This is a genomic window from Paraconexibacter sp., from assembly GCF_059438195.1.
In genome coordinates this window covers 1-14,682 of sequence record NZ_JBLKKY010000008.1, presented here as the reverse complement: position 1 = coordinate 14,682, position 14,682 = coordinate 1, and the positions used below count along the sequence as shown (strand labels likewise).

The 14,682-nt window shown below is 73.9% G+C and carries 19 protein-coding genes, 2 tRNA genes, 1 pseudogene and 1 riboswitch; of the genes and pseudogenes, 9 read left to right on the top strand and 13 right to left on the bottom strand.

Annotated elements, in window-relative coordinates:
• Positions 1-6: 6 nt before the first annotated feature.
• From ACME2J_RS04460 to ACME2J_RS04425, 8 genes are all read right to left on the bottom strand, one after another.
• A complete protein-coding gene (locus tag ACME2J_RS04460; protein WP_495543671.1) occupies positions 7-324 on the bottom strand; it encodes a hypothetical protein in 318 nt (105 codons plus the stop codon).
• The gene (locus tag ACME2J_RS04455; RefSeq protein ID WP_495543670.1) at positions 321-764 is read right to left on the bottom strand and encodes a helix-turn-helix domain-containing protein; all 444 of its coding nucleotides are present in this window, start codon (positions 762-764) and stop codon (positions 321-323) included. Before ACME2J_RS04455 ends, ACME2J_RS04460 begins: the two co-directional genes overlap by 4 nt.
• Positions 761-2,032, bottom strand: a complete 1,272-nt coding sequence (locus ACME2J_RS04450) for a tyrosine-type recombinase/integrase (RefSeq protein WP_495543669.1) — start codon at positions 2,030-2,032, stop codon at positions 761-763. The genes ACME2J_RS04455 and ACME2J_RS04450 overlap by 4 nt, the downstream gene beginning before the upstream one ends.
• A gap of 205 nt (positions 2,033-2,237) precedes the next feature.
• Positions 2,238-2,870, bottom strand: coding sequence for a hypothetical protein (locus tag ACME2J_RS04445; protein ID WP_495543668.1), 633 nt, complete (start codon positions 2,868-2,870; stop codon positions 2,238-2,240).
• Positions 2,867-3,733, bottom strand: a complete 867-nt coding sequence (locus ACME2J_RS04440; RefSeq protein ID WP_495543667.1) for a phage replisome organizer N-terminal domain-containing protein — start codon at positions 3,731-3,733, stop codon at positions 2,867-2,869. The genes ACME2J_RS04445 and ACME2J_RS04440 overlap by 4 nt, the downstream gene beginning before the upstream one ends.
• Positions 3,730-3,951 carry a hypothetical protein gene (locus ACME2J_RS04435; RefSeq protein ID WP_495543666.1) on the bottom strand — a complete coding sequence of 74 codons (222 nt, stop codon included), beginning with the start codon at positions 3,949-3,951 and terminating at the stop codon, positions 3,730-3,732. The genes ACME2J_RS04440 and ACME2J_RS04435 overlap by 4 nt, the downstream gene beginning before the upstream one ends.
• Positions 3,948-4,139, bottom strand: a complete 192-nt coding sequence (locus tag ACME2J_RS04430) for a helix-turn-helix domain-containing protein (protein ID WP_495543665.1) — start codon at positions 4,137-4,139, stop codon at positions 3,948-3,950. Before ACME2J_RS04430 ends, ACME2J_RS04435 begins: the two co-directional genes overlap by 4 nt.
• Before the next feature lie 64 nt (positions 4,140-4,203).
• Positions 4,204-4,500 (bottom strand): helix-turn-helix domain-containing protein, encoded by a 297-nt coding sequence (locus ACME2J_RS04425; RefSeq protein ID WP_495543664.1) that lies wholly within the window; start codon positions 4,498-4,500, stop codon positions 4,204-4,206.
• A gap of 151 nt (positions 4,501-4,651) precedes the next feature.
• Here ACME2J_RS04425 and ACME2J_RS04420 point away from each other — a divergent pair, with 151 nt between their 5' ends.
• Positions 4,652-5,296: a hypothetical protein gene (locus tag ACME2J_RS04420; protein WP_495543663.1), complete on the top strand. Its 645-nt coding sequence runs from the start codon at positions 4,652-4,654 to the stop codon at positions 5,294-5,296.
• Positions 5,297-5,373: 77 nt separating this feature from the next.
• On the opposite strand, the gene ACME2J_RS04415 is transcribed toward ACME2J_RS04420, so the two are convergent.
• Positions 5,374-5,447: transfer RNA gene (locus ACME2J_RS04415), tRNA-Pro, on the bottom strand.
• A gap of 125 nt (positions 5,448-5,572) precedes the next feature.
• Between ACME2J_RS04415 and ACME2J_RS04410 the strand changes: the two genes are divergently transcribed.
• Positions 5,573-6,559 (top strand): magnesium and cobalt transport protein CorA, encoded by a 987-nt coding sequence (locus ACME2J_RS04410; protein WP_495543662.1) that lies wholly within the window; start codon positions 5,573-5,575, stop codon positions 6,557-6,559.
• Between the two features lie 40 nt (positions 6,560-6,599).
• Positions 6,600-7,649 (top strand): LLM class flavin-dependent oxidoreductase, encoded by a 1,050-nt coding sequence (locus ACME2J_RS04405; protein WP_495543661.1) that lies wholly within the window; start codon positions 6,600-6,602, stop codon positions 7,647-7,649.
• Between the two features lie 18 nt (positions 7,650-7,667).
• Here the strand turns inward: ACME2J_RS04405 and ACME2J_RS04400 are convergent, their stop codons facing one another.
• Together ACME2J_RS04400 and ACME2J_RS04395 are read right to left on the bottom strand one after the other, a co-directional pair.
• On the bottom strand, positions 7,668-7,865 hold the full coding sequence (locus ACME2J_RS04400) for an OapC/ArvC family zinc-ribbon domain-containing protein (protein WP_495543660.1): 198 nt from the start codon (positions 7,863-7,865) through the stop codon (positions 7,668-7,670).
• A gap of 157 nt (positions 7,866-8,022) precedes the next feature.
• Positions 8,023-8,796: an SDR family NAD(P)-dependent oxidoreductase gene (locus ACME2J_RS04395; RefSeq protein ID WP_495543659.1), complete on the bottom strand. Its 774-nt coding sequence runs from the start codon at positions 8,794-8,796 to the stop codon at positions 8,023-8,025.
• Between the two features lie 67 nt (positions 8,797-8,863).
• Here ACME2J_RS04395 and ACME2J_RS04390 point away from each other — a divergent pair.
• Positions 8,864-8,936 (top strand) — tRNA-Gly (locus tag ACME2J_RS04390).
• A gap of 604 nt (positions 8,937-9,540) precedes the next feature.
• Here ACME2J_RS04390 and ACME2J_RS04385 read toward each other — a convergent pair.
• Positions 9,541-9,735 carry a hypothetical protein gene (locus ACME2J_RS04385; protein ID WP_495543658.1) on the bottom strand — a complete coding sequence of 65 codons (195 nt, stop codon included), beginning with the start codon at positions 9,733-9,735 and terminating at the stop codon, positions 9,541-9,543.
• 96 nt (positions 9,736-9,831) lie between these two features.
• Here ACME2J_RS04385 and ACME2J_RS04380 point away from each other — a divergent pair, with 96 nt between their 5' ends.
• Entirely contained in the window at positions 9,832-10,644 is an 813-nt protein-coding gene (locus tag ACME2J_RS04380; protein WP_495543657.1) for a hypothetical protein, read from the top strand.
• A 202-nt stretch (positions 10,645-10,846) separates the two neighbouring features.
• On the opposite strand, the gene bluB is transcribed toward ACME2J_RS04380, so the two are convergent.
• Positions 10,847-12,616, bottom strand: a complete 1,770-nt coding sequence (bluB, locus tag ACME2J_RS04375; RefSeq protein ID WP_495543656.1) for a 5,6-dimethylbenzimidazole synthase — start codon at positions 12,614-12,616, stop codon at positions 10,847-10,849.
• An 86-nt stretch (positions 12,617-12,702) separates the two neighbouring features.
• A riboswitch (cobalamin riboswitch) is annotated at positions 12,703-12,821 on the top strand.
• Between the two features lie 49 nt (positions 12,822-12,870).
• On the opposite strand from bluB, the gene ACME2J_RS04370 reads away from it, so the two are divergent.
• The 4 genes and pseudogenes from ACME2J_RS04370 to ACME2J_RS04355 all read left to right on the top strand — a co-directional run.
• Positions 12,871-13,053, top strand: a complete 183-nt coding sequence (locus tag ACME2J_RS04370) for a CbtB domain-containing protein (RefSeq protein ID WP_495543655.1) — start codon at positions 12,871-12,873, stop codon at positions 13,051-13,053.
• 18 nt (positions 13,054-13,071) lie between these two features.
• The gene (locus ACME2J_RS04365; protein ID WP_495543654.1) at positions 13,072-13,827 is read left to right on the top strand and encodes a CbtA family protein; all 756 of its coding nucleotides are present in this window, start codon (positions 13,072-13,074) and stop codon (positions 13,825-13,827) included.
• A 12-nt stretch (positions 13,828-13,839) separates the two neighbouring features.
• Positions 13,840-14,427 carry a histidine phosphatase family protein gene (locus tag ACME2J_RS04360; RefSeq protein WP_495543653.1) on the top strand — a complete coding sequence of 196 codons (588 nt, stop codon included), beginning with the start codon at positions 13,840-13,842 and terminating at the stop codon, positions 14,425-14,427.
• Positions 14,424-14,682, top strand: a pseudogene (locus tag ACME2J_RS04355) (cobalamin biosynthesis protein); the annotation flags it as partial. The gene ACME2J_RS04360 and the pseudogene ACME2J_RS04355, both read left to right, overlap by 4 nt.

Genomic DNA, 14,682 nt, shown 5'->3' with positions numbered 1-14,682 from the left:
GTCCTCTCACCACCGCTGCACGCGCGCGGCGAGCTCGGCGGGGTCATCGACATCGGCGAGCGGATCGGGTCGCGGCTCGGCGTCGCGCTGGTCCTCTGGAAGCGCGGCGATGATCGCGACGGCCGCCTCTTCCGCGCAGCGGCGAGCGGCCTGGTTCGCGCCGTCGCGCTTGAGGGCCACGGCCCGCGAGGCGGCCTCGCCGAGGCGGCGGCGCTGGCCGGCGGGGAGGCCGAGCGCGTCGAGGTCGCCGCGCGTCGGCTTCTCGCCGAGGGCAGCGTCCTGCAGGATGCGCCCGACGGGGTGGCGGCGGGTCGCGCCGTTCATGCCGCCTCACCCGCCTCGGCGCGGGCGAGCACCGCCGCGCGGTCGAGCGCCCATCCACGGCTGTCGCGCTGCGCCGGGAGGGCGCCGCCGGCGGCGAGGTTGCGTACCTGCCGATCGGAGATCCCGAGCACCGCGCTGGCCTCTCGTGTCGTCATCGGGTCGGTCATGGGTGGCGACGGTGGCACAGCCGGGGAGCGCGGAACTTCCGCATTTCCGCGGCGTCGCTCGACCTCAGCGCGTGCGGCCTCGCCCCATGCCTCGGCCTCGCGCTCGATCGCTGCGAGCCCGCGGCGAGCCTCCTCGAGCCACTGCTCGCCGAACCCGCGAGCGCGGAGGGCGTCGAGGACCTCCTCGGCGTCGATCCCGCGGGCCAGCGCGTAGGCGGTCGGGCCGGAGAGGAGCGCGCCGGTGATCCGGACGTGCGGGATGGCGTCGCTCATGCGCCCCCGGCCTCCACGTCCGGCGCGATGGGTGGCAGCGTCCCAGGCTCTCCGTCCTCGGCGCGGTCGGCGGGCGCGCCGCGCCCCGTGTCCGTCGGCGGTTCGGTCACGCGGTCGGCTCGGGTTCGCTTCGGCGAGGGGAACGAGGCGGCCACGTCGGCGTGGCACTTCGTCCGGGCGGTCGCGATCTCGGCCGCGGCGTCGGGGCGGTCGCCGGCGGGGAGGCCGGCGTACTCGTCGATGACGTGCCCGTAGGTGCGCAGCGTGAGCTCGGGCGAGTGCCCGAGCTGCGTCGCGACGTCGTGGACGGTGCGGCCCTCGGCGAGGAGGAGCGACGCGAAGCTGTGCCGCAGGTCGTAGGGCCGGGGGATCGGGTCGAGCCCGGCGGCGTGGCAGGCGGGCCGCCAGACCCGGGCGCGCCAGTTCTCCCACGCGTCGCCGTTCCAGAAGTCGCCGGCGCGGGTGGCGAAGATGACGTCGCGGGCGCGGCCGCCGCTCTCGGCGCGCCACGCGGCGAGGTCCTCAGCAAGCGGGGCGAGGAGCCGGACGGTGCGCGCCTTCCGGGTCTTCGTCGGCTTGGCGGTCCCGTCGGGGCGGACGGCGCGCTGCACGAGCATCGTGCGCTCGCGGATGTCGCCCCAGCGGAGGCCGCGCATCTCGCCGGGCCGCAGGCCGGCGTAGGCGAGGACGCTCACGAGCGCTGCGTCGCGCGGTCCGAGCCGGGCGCGGACGGCCTCGATCTGCGCGGGGGTTAGCGGGTCGACCTCGTCGCGTTGGTCGCGCTTCGGCGGCCGGACGAGGGTGATCGGGTTGCTCGGCATCGCCTCGCTCTCGGCGGCGTGCCGCAGGACGCTCGAGAGGACGGTGCGCGCCTTGACGACCGCGTCCGGGGAGAGGCCATCGGCGAGCCGGTCGCGCTGCCACTCGCGGAGCCGGGAGACGGTGAGGTCCTGCAGCGGGAGGTGCCCGAGCCACGGCTCGAGCCGATCGACGTAGATCCGGGCGTAGAGCTCGCGGGTGGACTGCTCGAGGCCGGCGACGTGCTGCGGCGCCCAGCGCTCCGCGATCCACTCGCCGAGCGTGGGGCCCTTGCTCGTCATCTGCGAGACCGCGAGCGGCCCGAGCTGGCGACGTCGCTTGACTTCGACGTCCCACGCCTGGGCATCTGCCTTGCGCTCGAACCGGCGCGAGCGGTTGCGGCCGTCCTCCCGCCACCGAACGCGCCACGCCCGCGTTCCATCGCCGCGGGTGACCGGGTGGACGCTCATGTCGTCGCCGCGCCGTTCGCTCGGGTGGGTTCGGGGCCCGCCGCCGCGCCGTCGTCCTCTGTCGGCGGCGGCGGCGGGCTCTCCGAGGCTGCGCGCTGCGCGTCCAGCTCCAGGAGTGCCGGACGCGGCGAGCGTGCCCTCACGCGGACGCAGGAGGAGGAGACTGCGGCCGGGTGAAGTGGTGTGCTCATGCGGGCCGCTCGGCTCACGGGGCGGCCTCATCGTCGTCGCCGGCGGGGAGCGCGGGCGGCTCGGCGCCGATTGCGGATCGCGCGTCGAGGCGACGGAGACCGGTGCGCGGCGCTGTGCGCGTCTCGAGCGCGCGGAGCCGCTCGCGGACGCGCGGCAGGATGCGGCCCTCGGCGATCTCGGTGTCGAGCGCCGCCGCGACGCTGATGTAGGACCGCTCCAGGCGGACGAGGACGGCGCCGCCGTGCTGCGGGTCGTCGATCGGCTCGGCGCACCACTGCGCCCATCCGTGCTCAAGGGCGAACCGCGCGGCGTGCGGCGACTGCTCGGCGAGCCATGCGAGCGCCTCGGCCTCGCGCGCCCGGCCGAACCGCGAGGCGGCCTGCCGCAGGAGGGCGGCGACCGCAGTCCAGGGCAGCGCCTCGCCGCCGGCGGCCGACTGCGCGCAGCGCTTCGCGAGTTGGCCGGGCGTCGGCGGGAACGCGGCACCCGACCGCGCCTCTGCCTGCAGAGCGCGGACGACATCGTCGCGGTCCAGGCCGGCGAGCAGGCGGTGCTGGATCTGCAGCTGCGCGTCGTCGAGCTCGCGGGCGTGCGGCCACAGCGCGGCGACGACAGCCTGCGTCTCAACCCACTCGCGGAGGGTCATCGACCAGCCTCCTCGGCCGCGCCGAGGCGCTCGGCCTGCTCGCGGATGCGGTCGGTGCGGCTCCCGCCGTTCCCGCCGTTCGGCGAGCGCTGCCCCCGGACCGGCGCTGCGGCGACCTGCTTGGCTCGCTTCGCGGCGTCCGTTCGCTGCCGATCGAGCGCGCGGTGCAGGAGCCGAGACGCCGATGTGACCGAGAGGCCGCCCTCGTGCGCCCACGAAGCGACGGTGTACGCCGCGGCGACCGGGTCGAGCTCATCGCCGCCGGCGCGACACGCGCTCTCGACCGCCATCGGCTCGACGACGAGCCCGGGAGCCGCCCCGAGGATCTCGAGGACCTCGGGCAGCGCCGGATGCAAGGCGCCCGCCCGCGCGCCCGCCCGCGCGTCCTCCTGCTGCGGTACTTCTCCTTCTCCTTCTTCTTCCCGGGGCGTGACGTCACGGTTGTCACGCCGTGACTCATGCGTGACCGCCGGCGTGACGGTCGCGGCACGGGCGGCGCGCTCGCGCTCCCGCTGACGCCGTTTCCTTTCAGCCGCGGTTCGGTCGTGCTTCGGCTGCGGCTGATGCTCGTCCCAGTCGTGGACGTACTCGACGCCGTGCTCGTCGGCGTGCAGCATTCCGAGCTCTCGCATCTTCACGAGCGCGCTCCTAGCGACACTCAAGGAGACGCCGGCCTTGCGCGCGACGTCGCGCTCGTCGGCCGGGATGCCGTCACCGATCGTGAGGGTGCCGCGGCGATCGGCGTCGCCCGCGATACAGAGAACCCCGCCCGCCCATGCCCAGCGCTCCGCGGGCGTGAGGCGGCCGAGCTTCGAGGAGGCGCCCGCCTTCGTGTGCAGCATGATGTGATCGAACGCCCTCACGCACTCGCCCCGTCGTCCGTCTTGGTCCCGACGGGGCGCACGAGCCCGTCGTCATCCAGGCGCAGCCGGCCGCGAACGATCGTCTCGGCGATGACCGTCCGGGCGATGTGCTGCCCGGCGTGCGCAGCAAGCACATCCTCGATGAGAGCCGGGGGCGCGGCGCCGCCGCAGGCGAGGACCGCGAGATGGGCGCGCTCGGAGAGCTGCTCGCGGGTCATGACGCGCGCTGCTCTTCGATCCATCGGACGAGCTCGGCCCGCTGGAAGCGCACGTACTTCTCGCCGACTCTGACATGCGGGAGCCTGCCGGCGCGCGCGAGCGCGCGGACGTGACTCGTGGGAACGCATAGGAGCTCGGCAGCGCCGTCGGCGTCGAGAAGAGGCTCGGGCCCTGCGGCCGCGAGCATCGCGGCAACGCGCGCGGCGATGATCTCAGCGAGGTCGGCATCATCGGGCCGACCTGCGGCCCGACTACCCTGGGGCATGCGCGGTGCTGTCGCGCGTCTTGGCGGGGGTCCCGTTAGCGGCGGGGCCCTCGTTCGTTTCCGGGGTCGCGAGGTAGGCATCGATCGCCGCGAGTGCCTCCTCGAGCACGGCGCTGCGCTTGGGCACCGCGCCGAGCTCGATGTTCGCGAGCGATGCGATCGACCGCCCGCACAGGGCTGCCAGCTGAGCGCGGCTCAGACCTGCCGCCTCGCGCGCGGCCCGGAGTCTGGCGCCGCGGTCGCTGGTAGAAGTAGTCGGCGTCATGTCGCCACCGTCGACCACACGGAAGAGCTCCGTACGGAAGTCCCCCGGAGCGACCCCGGAACTTGAACCGTGGACCCTCACGCCTGCTCAACTGGAGGCGCTGCCCTACGGCGAAATGGTGCTCGCGGCCCTCCACCGCTGGGCCAACCCCCCCAGCCTGCCGACGCCCGTGGGATGGCTCGACGAGGACTGGGAGGCGACGGTCCCCCTCGCCGAGCTCGCCGACGTCGTCCGCGTGCTCCGAGACGAGGACATGCGACAGCCGAGCGGCGATCCGCTCGCCGCACTCGAGCCCGTCGCGTTCCGCGGGTTGCTCCGCAGGGCCGGCCGCTTCGTGCGGCCGACCGTGGTCCTAGCGCCGAGCGCGATCGCCGACCTGTTGGCATGGGAGATGGTCTCGGGACACCTCCGCCGCCTGCTGGGTAGCGGCACCGACGCAGCGTGCACGGTCGCAGGCGAGTGGTACGGCTCGCCCGTCCGGCTAGGCGTCTGCGACTCGTGCACGGCGGTGTTCTCGACGAAGCGGCCGCACACGCGTCGCTGCAGGCGGTGTCGGCACATGGCGGCCGACGAGCGGGTTCCGTCCTGCACACTGAGCGACATCGCTGCCGCCTTCTCGGGCCGCGGGACGGCGACCGCGCTCTTGCCGGCGTCGTCGCCGCCGCCGGGCTCGCACTACGTCCGTGAGTGGGCCTCACGCACCTTCGGCAAGTGTCCCGAGTGCGGTGAGTTCTTCGTCTCGTCGCGCCGAGACGCGGTCACGTGCGGGCTCAAGCGCTGCAAGAGCCGACGCGATCGTCGGCTCGCGGCCTGACGCCGATCGCCGCAACTTGGTACCTCGATTGGTACCCGATAACGCCGAAAGCCCCGCATTTGCAGGGCTTTCGAGCATCGGGGAGACAGGATTTGAACCTGCGACCGCCCGGCCCCCAGCCGGGTGCGCTACCAGACTGCGCCACTCCCCGTGTCGTCCGACAGGGTACCGCGCCGGGCGCGGGGCCGGTGGTGCGGGTGGCGCGCTCGTCGACAGGAAGCCGGGCGAGGCCCATGACTCTCGGCGTCGTCGCCCGCGCGGGGTAGCGTCCGCGGGGTGATCGTCGACCAGGCGCTCTACCGGGGCGGGCATCGGGACGAGGGCCCGTTCGACCTCCAGCACCTCCATGAGCGCAGCAGCGAGCCGGACGTCATGGCGTGGGTCGGCCTCTACCGGCCGTCGGAGCGGGAGTTCGACGGGGTCGCGGACGCGTTCGGCCTCCACGAGCTCTCGGTCGAGGACGCGCTCGAGGCCCACCAGCGGCCGAAGCTCGAGCGCTACGGGCACACGCTCTTCTGCGTGCTGCGCCCCGCGCGCTACGACGACGCGCAGGAGGCCGTCGTCTTCGGCGAGATCCACGTCTTCGCCGGGCCCGGGTTCGTCGTCACCGTCCGCCACAGCGAGGTGCCGGACATCGCCGACGTCCGCGAGCGACTCGAACGTCGTCCGGACCTCCTCGCGCGGGGCCCGGTCACCGTGCTGCACGCGATCCTCGACAAGGTCGTCGACGACTACGCACCGGTCCTCGCCGGCATCCAGAACGACATCGACGAGATCGAGGACGAGGTGTTCGGCGGGACCTCGCAGGACGTCTCGCGGCGCATCTACGAGCTCATCCGCGAGGTGATCGCCTTCCAGCGGGCGACGCAGCCCCTCGTCGGGATGCTCACCCGTCTCATGGACGACGAGGCCGTCGGCTCGGAGGAGACCCGCTACCTGCGCGACGTGCACGACCACGCGACGCGGGTCGTCGAGCAGGCCGACGGCTTCCGCCACCTCCTGCAGAACATCCTCAGCGTCAACCTCACGCTCGAGACGAAGTCGCTCAACGAGGTGTCGAACGCGCAGAACGAGGAGGTGAAGAAGATCTCCGCATGGGCCGCGATCCTCTTCGCCCCCACGCTCGTGGGCACGGTCTACGGCATGAACTTCGACGACATGCCCGAGCTGGCCTGGGAGCTCGGGTATCCGTTCGCGCTCGTCCTCATGCTCGGCGTGAGCGGGACGCTCTACGCGGTGTTCAAGGGGCGAGGCTGGATCTAGTCCACTAGTTGCGCGCGCAACCACCTGCTACCGTGCAGGCATGGAGATCGGACTCGCAACCTTCGCCGACCTCGCCGCCGGCCAGTCCCCGGAGCAGCGGATGCGGAACCTCCTCGAGGAGGCGCGCCTCGCCGAGGAGCTGGGGCTCGACGTGTTCGCCGTCGGCGAGCACCACCGGCCGGACTACCTCGTCTCCTCTCCCCCCGTCGCGCTCGCGGCCATCGCCGCGCAGACCGAGCGGATCCGCCTGTCGAGCGCGGTGACCGTCCTCAGCTCGGAGGATCCCGTGCGCGTCTTCCAGCAGTTCGCGCACCTCGACCTCGTCTCGGGCGGCCGCGCCGAGATCATGGCCGGCCGCGGGTCGTTCACCGAGTCCTTCCCGCTCTTCGGTCAGCGGCTCGAGGACTACGACGAGCTCTACGCCGAGAAGCTCGACCTGCTGCTGCGGCTGCGCTCCGGCGAGCCGGTGACGTGGTCGGGGAGGCACCGGCCGCCGCTCGAGGACGCGTCGATCTATCCGCGTCCCGTGCAGGACCCGCTGCCCGTGTGGATCGCGGTCGGCGGCACGCCGCAGTCCGTCGCGCGCGCGGGGCTGCTCGGCCTGCCGCTCATGATCGCGATCATCGGCGGCGAGCCGCGGCGCTTCGCCCCCCTCGTCGACCTCTACCGCGAGGCGGTCGAGCGCGGCGGCCACCCGCCGGAGGCGGCCAAGGTCGGGATCAACACGCACGCGTTCGTCGCCCCGAGCGTCGTCGACGTCGACCGGTCGTTCGCGCCCGCGTACCTCGAGGTCATGAACCGCGTGGGCCGCGAGCGTGGCTGGCCGCCGTCCGGCATGCGCGAGTTCCAGGCGCTGCGCTCACCGCAGGGCGCGGTCGCCGCGGGCTCGCCGCAGGAGGTCGCCGAGAAGCTCCTCATGGAGCACGACCTCTTCGGCCACGACCGCTACCTCGCGCAGATGAGCGTCGGCGCGGTCGACCACGTCGACGTCCTCCGCTCGATGGAGCTCTTCGGGACGGAGGTCGTGCCGGTCGTCCGTGAGGAGCTCGCGCGGCGCGCGGCGCCGGCGGGCGCGACCGCCGACGCCTGACGCACGCGGCGGGCCTCGCTACCGGCGCTTGTCCGGCCGGTCGGGGTACGGGTCGTGGACGCTGTCCCCGCCGCTCACGGTGTCGAACCGGTTGTTGCCGCACGACGGGCACGGCGGCAGATGGGTCGTCGAGCCCACCTCGAGCTCGTAGCCGCAGCTCGTGCAGCGGTAGGTGCCGGCCGAGACGTCGCTGCCGGTCGGGACGGGATTCGCCACGGTGGTCTCCTTTCGCCGGGGTCGCCGACGGGTACCCGGACGTGCGCGCGCCAACCGCGGGCACCGTCGCACTTCCTTGGGGGCGTGCAGGCGCCCCGCGCGCGCACGACCCTGACGTTCCTCACGCTGGGCGTGAGGAACGTCAGTGCGGGTGCGGTCAGCGGCGCGTGCCGCCGTGGAGCCCGATGCGCTGGCCGTTCATCGCGCTCGCGCCGTCCCCCACGACCATGGCGATGAGCGCGGCGATGTCGTCGGCGTCGGCGAACGACGCATAGGCGTCGTCGTCCTTGTCCTCGACCATCTCCGGGGTCGCGATCGCGTCGACGACGACGATGTTCGCGGTCGCCCGCCGTCGCGGTGCGCCGGGCGGCGTCTCCTCCGCCGCCGCGCGACCGAACCCGTCGGCGAGCGCGAGCGTCCAGGCCTCGGCGGCCGCCTTCGCCGCCGCGTAGGCGGCGCTCCCGTGCTCCGGCCGCTGCGCCTGCGCGCTCGACACGAGGACGAACCTCCCCCGCCCGCTGTCGAGCAGGGCGTTCGAGAACGCCCGGGTCGTGTGCTGCACGGTGCGGACGAGGAGGTCGTGCAGAACCGCCCAGTCCTCGAGCGGCGCCGTCTCGAGCGGCTCGCCGCCGCGCCAGCCCCCGACGAGGTGGACGAGGCCGTCGACGTGACCGAACCGCTCGAGGAGATCGTCGCGCCACGCGCGCGCCGCGTCCTCGTCGAGGAGGTCGACCGCCCGGACGTCGACGCGGTTGCCCGGGACGCCGAGGTCCTGCGCGAGGCCTTCGACGGCCGACCCGTCGACGTCGGCGAGCGCGAGCGTCGCCCCCGCGGCGGCGAACCGGCGCGCGACGCTCGGCCCGAGGCCGCCCGTCGCCCCGGCGATCGCGAGGACGCGCCCGGCGAGGGCCCGATCGTTCTCGTCGCTCATCGCCCCACCCTCTCATGACGCACGCCGAGACGGACCTGTGCGGACCCGGTACCCTTCAGTCCGCTCTGCGGGTGTAGCTCAGTTGGTAGAGCGTCAGCCTTCCAAGCTGAATGTCGCCGGTTCGAGCCCGGTCGCCCGCTTGCAGAGAAGCCCCGCAAATCGCGGGGTTTCTCTTTGGGCGGGGCGTGGTGAGAGCGCGGATTCGGCTCGTGGGTAGCGCTCGTGGGTAGCGCTTAGGGGGCTATCTTCGACGGCGCCGGCCTTGACCATGGCCTCAACGCCGGCGGCCAGGCACGTGATTTCCGCCGCGTCAGCGCAACGAGCTCCCACGTCGGCTCGCGCACCGAGTCGAGCGGCCACCGACCGCGGACGTCCGGGTTCACGCGCGAGGGTGCCTCGGAAAGCTCTCGCTGAGCGAGAAGGATGCGCGGCGCGTCGGCGGCGCGGCGCGGGGCGCTGCGGACGTGCGGCGTTCGGGCGACGCGGAGCGTCGTTTGAACGACACACGGTGCGAGGCGGGCCACGTCGTCGGGCCGAGGGTTCCCGGGGCACGCCTCGGTGCCCGTGTTCACGCGTGAGGGCAAGGGCGAAGGGGCGGTCGGGCGTGCCCGGGAAGCGTCTCGCTCAGCGAGGAGTAGGCCGGACAGCAGACCCCGCAGGGTCGGGTCGCCAGGTCGCAGATCGCGGGCCGCGGTGGCTTACCGTGGGCCGTTCCTCCCAGGCGTCGCTCACTCGCGCGCGCGGTCAGCTGCGTCGTGAGTCCCAGACATCGAGCCACTGCTGGAAGAGGCCCGGCTGGCTGTAGATGCGCCACACGAGATCGACTGCCACCGTCGCCACGAGGGCGGCGACCACCAGCCAGACCGGCAAGCCGAGCGCTGCCCCTCCGATCGTCGCGCCGGCTCTACTGACGTGGCTGGTGAGGTCGGTGGAAGTCAAGTGCTGATGTCTCCGTACACCTCGCGATGTCAAGAATACAGGGCGCATAGACAGAAGCAGTTCAGCTTCATCCAAGAGACTGGTACACTCCTGTGTATGGCCGACACCGACGCACCAGCACGCAAGCGGAACCCGGGCTACCCAGCCATCGATCTGAAGACAGCGATCGAGCGCACAGTCGACCTGTACAAGATCTCGCCGCGCCACCCGGTCCCGATCGACACCGCTGCCGAGGAGTGGGGCTTCAAACCCACCAGTAGCAGCGGCAAGACCGTCGCAGCGGCGCTCAAGCGCTTCGGGTTCGTCAAGGACGTGGGTGACGGGGCAAACCGCCTCCTAGCCCTGACGGACGAAGGCCGAGACGTTGCGTTCTCCAGTGACGACCGCTCGACGGCGAGGTGGTTGGAACTGGTCCGGGAGGCCGCCCTGCGACCGAAGATCCATCGTCAGGTGCTGGACCACTTCGATGTGCCGCTCCCAGACGACAGAATCGTGCTCCGCTACCTCCTGTTCGATCTCGGCTTCGTCGACGAGGGCGCAGCCAAGGACTTCCTCTCGCGACTCCGTGCGACGCTCGACTTCGCCGGTGTCGGCGGGTCGTCGCAGGGCGCGGACGGCCCGGAGTCCGACGAGGGAGACGATGCGCCCGCGGACGCTTCCCTGGACCTCGCGCCACCACGCGGAGCGGACCCCCCACGCCCCGCGAACCCGTTCGTCCACGCCATAGCTGACCCTGTCGCTGGGCACACCCAAGGTCCCGACCGGACGTCGGTCCAGATCCCGTATTCGCCCGGAGGCTGGGCGACGCTCCAGGCTGCCTTCCCCCTCAGCGACGAGGATTGGGACGCGATGGTCAACATGCTCCAGGCGATGAAACCGGGACTCGTGCGTCGCGATCCGACCGCGTGAGACCGGCGTCAGCCGTAGAGCCTTTCGTCCGAGATCGTCAGCGCCGCGGCGTGAGGGACTGCCGCCGCGGGCGTCGGCCGTGCGCGCGCGGACCCGGACCGAACTCCAGCGCGGCTCTTCCCCTTCCGCGTGGACCCAGCGTCCCCGCCGCAACACACCCCGCCACGATGCGACGAGGCCGCGGGCGCGGCAGACGCGCTCGTCACGGCGCCTCGGCGAACGCCCCCATCTCACGATGGAGCCGACCGGCCGCGGCCAGCACCGGGAGAGCGAGGAGCGCCCCCGACGCTTCGCCGAGCCGCAGCCTCAGGTCGAGTACGGGCTCGAGCCCGAGCTCGGTGAGGACGAGCGCGTGGGCGGGCTCAGCGGAGCGGTGGCCGGCGACGAGAACCTCGCCGGCGAGCGGGTCGTCCCGCACCGCACACAGCGCCGCGACGGCGGTCGCGAATCCATCGAGGACGACCGGGAGACGGAGGCGCGCGGCGGCCTCGACGGCGCCGGCGAGCGCCGCGAGCTCGAACCCGCCCGCGACGCGGAGGGCGTCGCGTCCGCCCGTCACCCCGCCCTCCCCCGCGACGCGCGCGACGACCGCCTCGATCACCTCGCGTTTGCGCTGCAAAGCGGCGGAATCTGCCCCCGCTCCGCGGCCGATGAGACGTGCCGGTTCGGCGACGCCGAGGACCGCGGCGAGCGCAGCGGCGGTCGTCGTGTTGCCGATGCCGATCTCGCCGAGGATGAGCGCGTCGACACCGTCGCCGGCGAGCTCCTCCGCGAGCTGCACGCCCGCGGCGATCGCGGCGTCGACCTCCTCGGCGGTGAGCGGGTCGGTGACGACGAGATCGTGACTGCCGTCGCGGATCCGCACGTCGCGGGCGCCGTCGACGTGCGGCCCGCGCAGTCCTGCGTCAGCGACGAGGAGCCGGTGGCCGCCGCCGCGCGCGAGGACCGCCGACGCGGTCTCGCCCCGCACCGTCGCGGCGACGATGTCGGTGCTCACGCCGTCGGTGAAGAGGCTCGTGCCGCGCGCGACGTGGCCGTGGTCGGCGGCGCAGACGAGGACGCCGGCCCGCAGCTCGGTCGGCGGCGCCGCCCCGGTGACCGCGGCCCACCGCTCGACGTGGGACTGGAGAGCGCCGAGGCTGCCGGTCGGGGCGACGAGCTCGTCGAAGCGGTCGCGCGCGACGGCGGCCGACTCGCGGTCCGGGCCGACCGAGCGGCGCACGGTCGCGCTCACCGGCGCCCCTTCGTCCCAGCGCTCCTGCATGACGACGGCGTCGAGGTCGTGCCGCGCCCCCCACCCCGCCGCCTCGAGGCCCGGCCGCTCGGGACGCTCGTCGGGCCAGCCGAGGCACAGCCACGCGAGCGGCTCGACGCGGTCCGGAATCCCGAGCAGGGCGCGGAGGTCGTCGGGCCGGTAGAAGCTCACCCAACCGACGCCGAGCCCCTCGGCCCGCGCGGCGAGCCAGAGGTTCTGCACCGCGCACGCCGTCGAGTAGACGTCGGTCTCGGGGATCGTCCCCCGGCCGAGCACGACGGCGCCGTCCTCGCCGCGATCGCAGCACACGACGACGCCGAGAGGCGCCTCGACGACCCCCTCGATCTTCTGATCGAGGAAGTGCGCCGAGCGCTCGTCGAAGCGCGCGGACTGTCGCAGGCGCTCGCGCTGCGCGATCGCTCGCATCGCGCTGCGGGTGGCGATGTCGCGGACGATGACGAGCCGCGTCGGCTGCATGAGACCCACCGACGGGGCGCGGTGCGCAGCGTGCAACACACGTCGCAGAACCTCGTCGGGCACGGGGTCGGGACGAAAGCGACGGATGTCGCGACGATCGGCGATGACACGGTGGACGACCTCGCGGGCGGCGTCGTCGTAGCGCCACCCGGTCGGGTCGGCGGCACGCTCGGCGGCCCTCGACGCATCGAAGCCGGCGGGCGTCGGAGGCCGCGTGAAGGCATCGGGACGTCGCGACACGGGGCGGCAGGGTAGCGCCGCGCCGTCGCGTTGACGTTCGTCGTCGCGACGCGCTAGGTTGCCGGACGTACTTCGTGACGGCGCGAAGGAACCCGGTGAGAGACCGGGGCGGTCGCGCCACTGTGTCCGGGGAGCGAACCCCATGAAGCCACGGTCCACACGGACTGGAAGGCGGGGGGAGCAGCGATCCGGGAGCCAGGACACTCCGCCCGTCACGGCCCACGACACGGGACGCTCGATCCCGGGAGGCACGAATGAACCACGCAGCGCCCCCCGTCCCCCTGCGGGACCTCGCCCCGGCCCTCCTCACGGCCGCGGCGCTCCTCCTCCTCGTCTACCTGGTGCAGTTCGACCAGGGCGCCGTCTCGCAGACCGGCGCGTTCCTCCACGAGCTCGTGCACGACGCCCGGCATCTGCTCGGCGTCCCCTGCCACTGAGCGCCAGGAGGACCCCCCATGATCTGGACCCCCGTGAAGCGGGGGCTCCTCGTCGGCGTGCTCGCCGGGCTCCTCGCGGGCCTGTTCGCGTACGTCGTCGGTGAGCCCCTCGTCCAGGACGCCATCGACATCGAGGAGGCCGGCGCCGCGCAGGCGAGCCTCGTTCTCGCGGTGCCCGCCCACATCTCAGACCTCGAGGTGACCCGCGAGGCGCAGCGCGGCGGCCTGTTCCTCGGCTACGGCCTCTACGGACTCGCGATGGGCGGCGTCTTCGCCGCCGTCTTCCTCGCGCTGAGGGGCCGCGGCCGCCCGCGCAGCGACTGGCAGCTCGCGACCTTCGTCGCGTTCGGCGCGTTCCTCGCCCTCGCGCTCCTCCCGTTCGTGAAGTACCCGGCGAACCCGCCGGCCGTCGGCGATCCCGACACCATCGGGGAGCGGACCGCGCTCTACGTCGTCCTCGTCGTCGGCGCCGTCCTCGCGTTCGTCGCGGCGGCGCGCGCCGGCCGCAGCGCCGAGGCCGGCGGCGAGGAGCCGTGGCGGCGCCCGCTGGCGATGATCGTCACCTACGTGCTCGTCGCGGGCGCGCTCGTCGCGCTCCTGCCGGCCATCGACGAGGTCCCCGCCGGCTTCCCGCCGTCGCTCCTGTGGGAGTTCCGCCTCAGCTCGCTCGGCACGCAGGCCGTGTTCTGGGCCGTGCTCGGCATCGGGTTCGGCATCGCCTCGGACCGAGCGGCCCGCACCGCGGGTGCGCAGCGGGCCGCGGTCGCGGGCTGACCGTCCACCCCGGTGCACCGTCTCGTGCTTCTGCGCCACGCCCGGACCTCGGCCGCCGCTCGTGCGGGTTTCCCGACCGCCGACGACCCGCTCGACACGTGCGGGCGCGACGACGCCGCTGCGCTCGCCCCCGCCGTCGCCGCCGCGGGGTGGGCGCGGGACGGCGCGGCGAGCAGCCCCCTGCGCCGCGCCCGCGAGACGGCCCGCCTCCTCGGGCTCACGGACGTCCGTGACGAGCCGGCGCTCGCCGAGGCCGACTTCGGCTCCTGGGCGGGACGGACGCTCGCCGCCGTCACCGAGACCGATTCCGACGCGACACGCACATGGATGACGGACCCGGCCGCCGCGCCGCACGGCGGCGAGTCGCTGCTCGCCCTCCTGCGCCGCGTCGGCTCCTGGCTCGACCGTGAGGCGGCACGTGACGCGCGGACCGTCGCGGTCACCCACGGCGGCGTCGTGAAGGCCGCGGTCGTCCACGCGCTCGGCGCCCCGCCCGAGGCGTTCTGGCGGATCGACGTCGCCCCGCTGCACGCGACGATCCTGCACGCCCACGACGGCCGCTGGACCGTCGCCGCCGCGAACCGACCGGTCGGAGCGTGACCGCGCACGCCCTCCTGGCCGGGTGGGCCCTCGACCGCGTGGTCCCCGACCCGCGTCGCGGCCACCCCGTCGCGGTGTTCGGGGTCGCCGCCGCGCTCGCGGAGCGCCGCGAGCACCGGCCCTCACGCGCCGTCGGCGCCGCGTACTGCGCGACGCTCGTCGCGCTGCCGGCCCTCGCGGCGGGCGCCGCCGCGCGGCGCGGTCGGGCGGGCGCCGCCGTCCTCGCCGCGACGACCTGGGCCGCGCTCGGCGGGC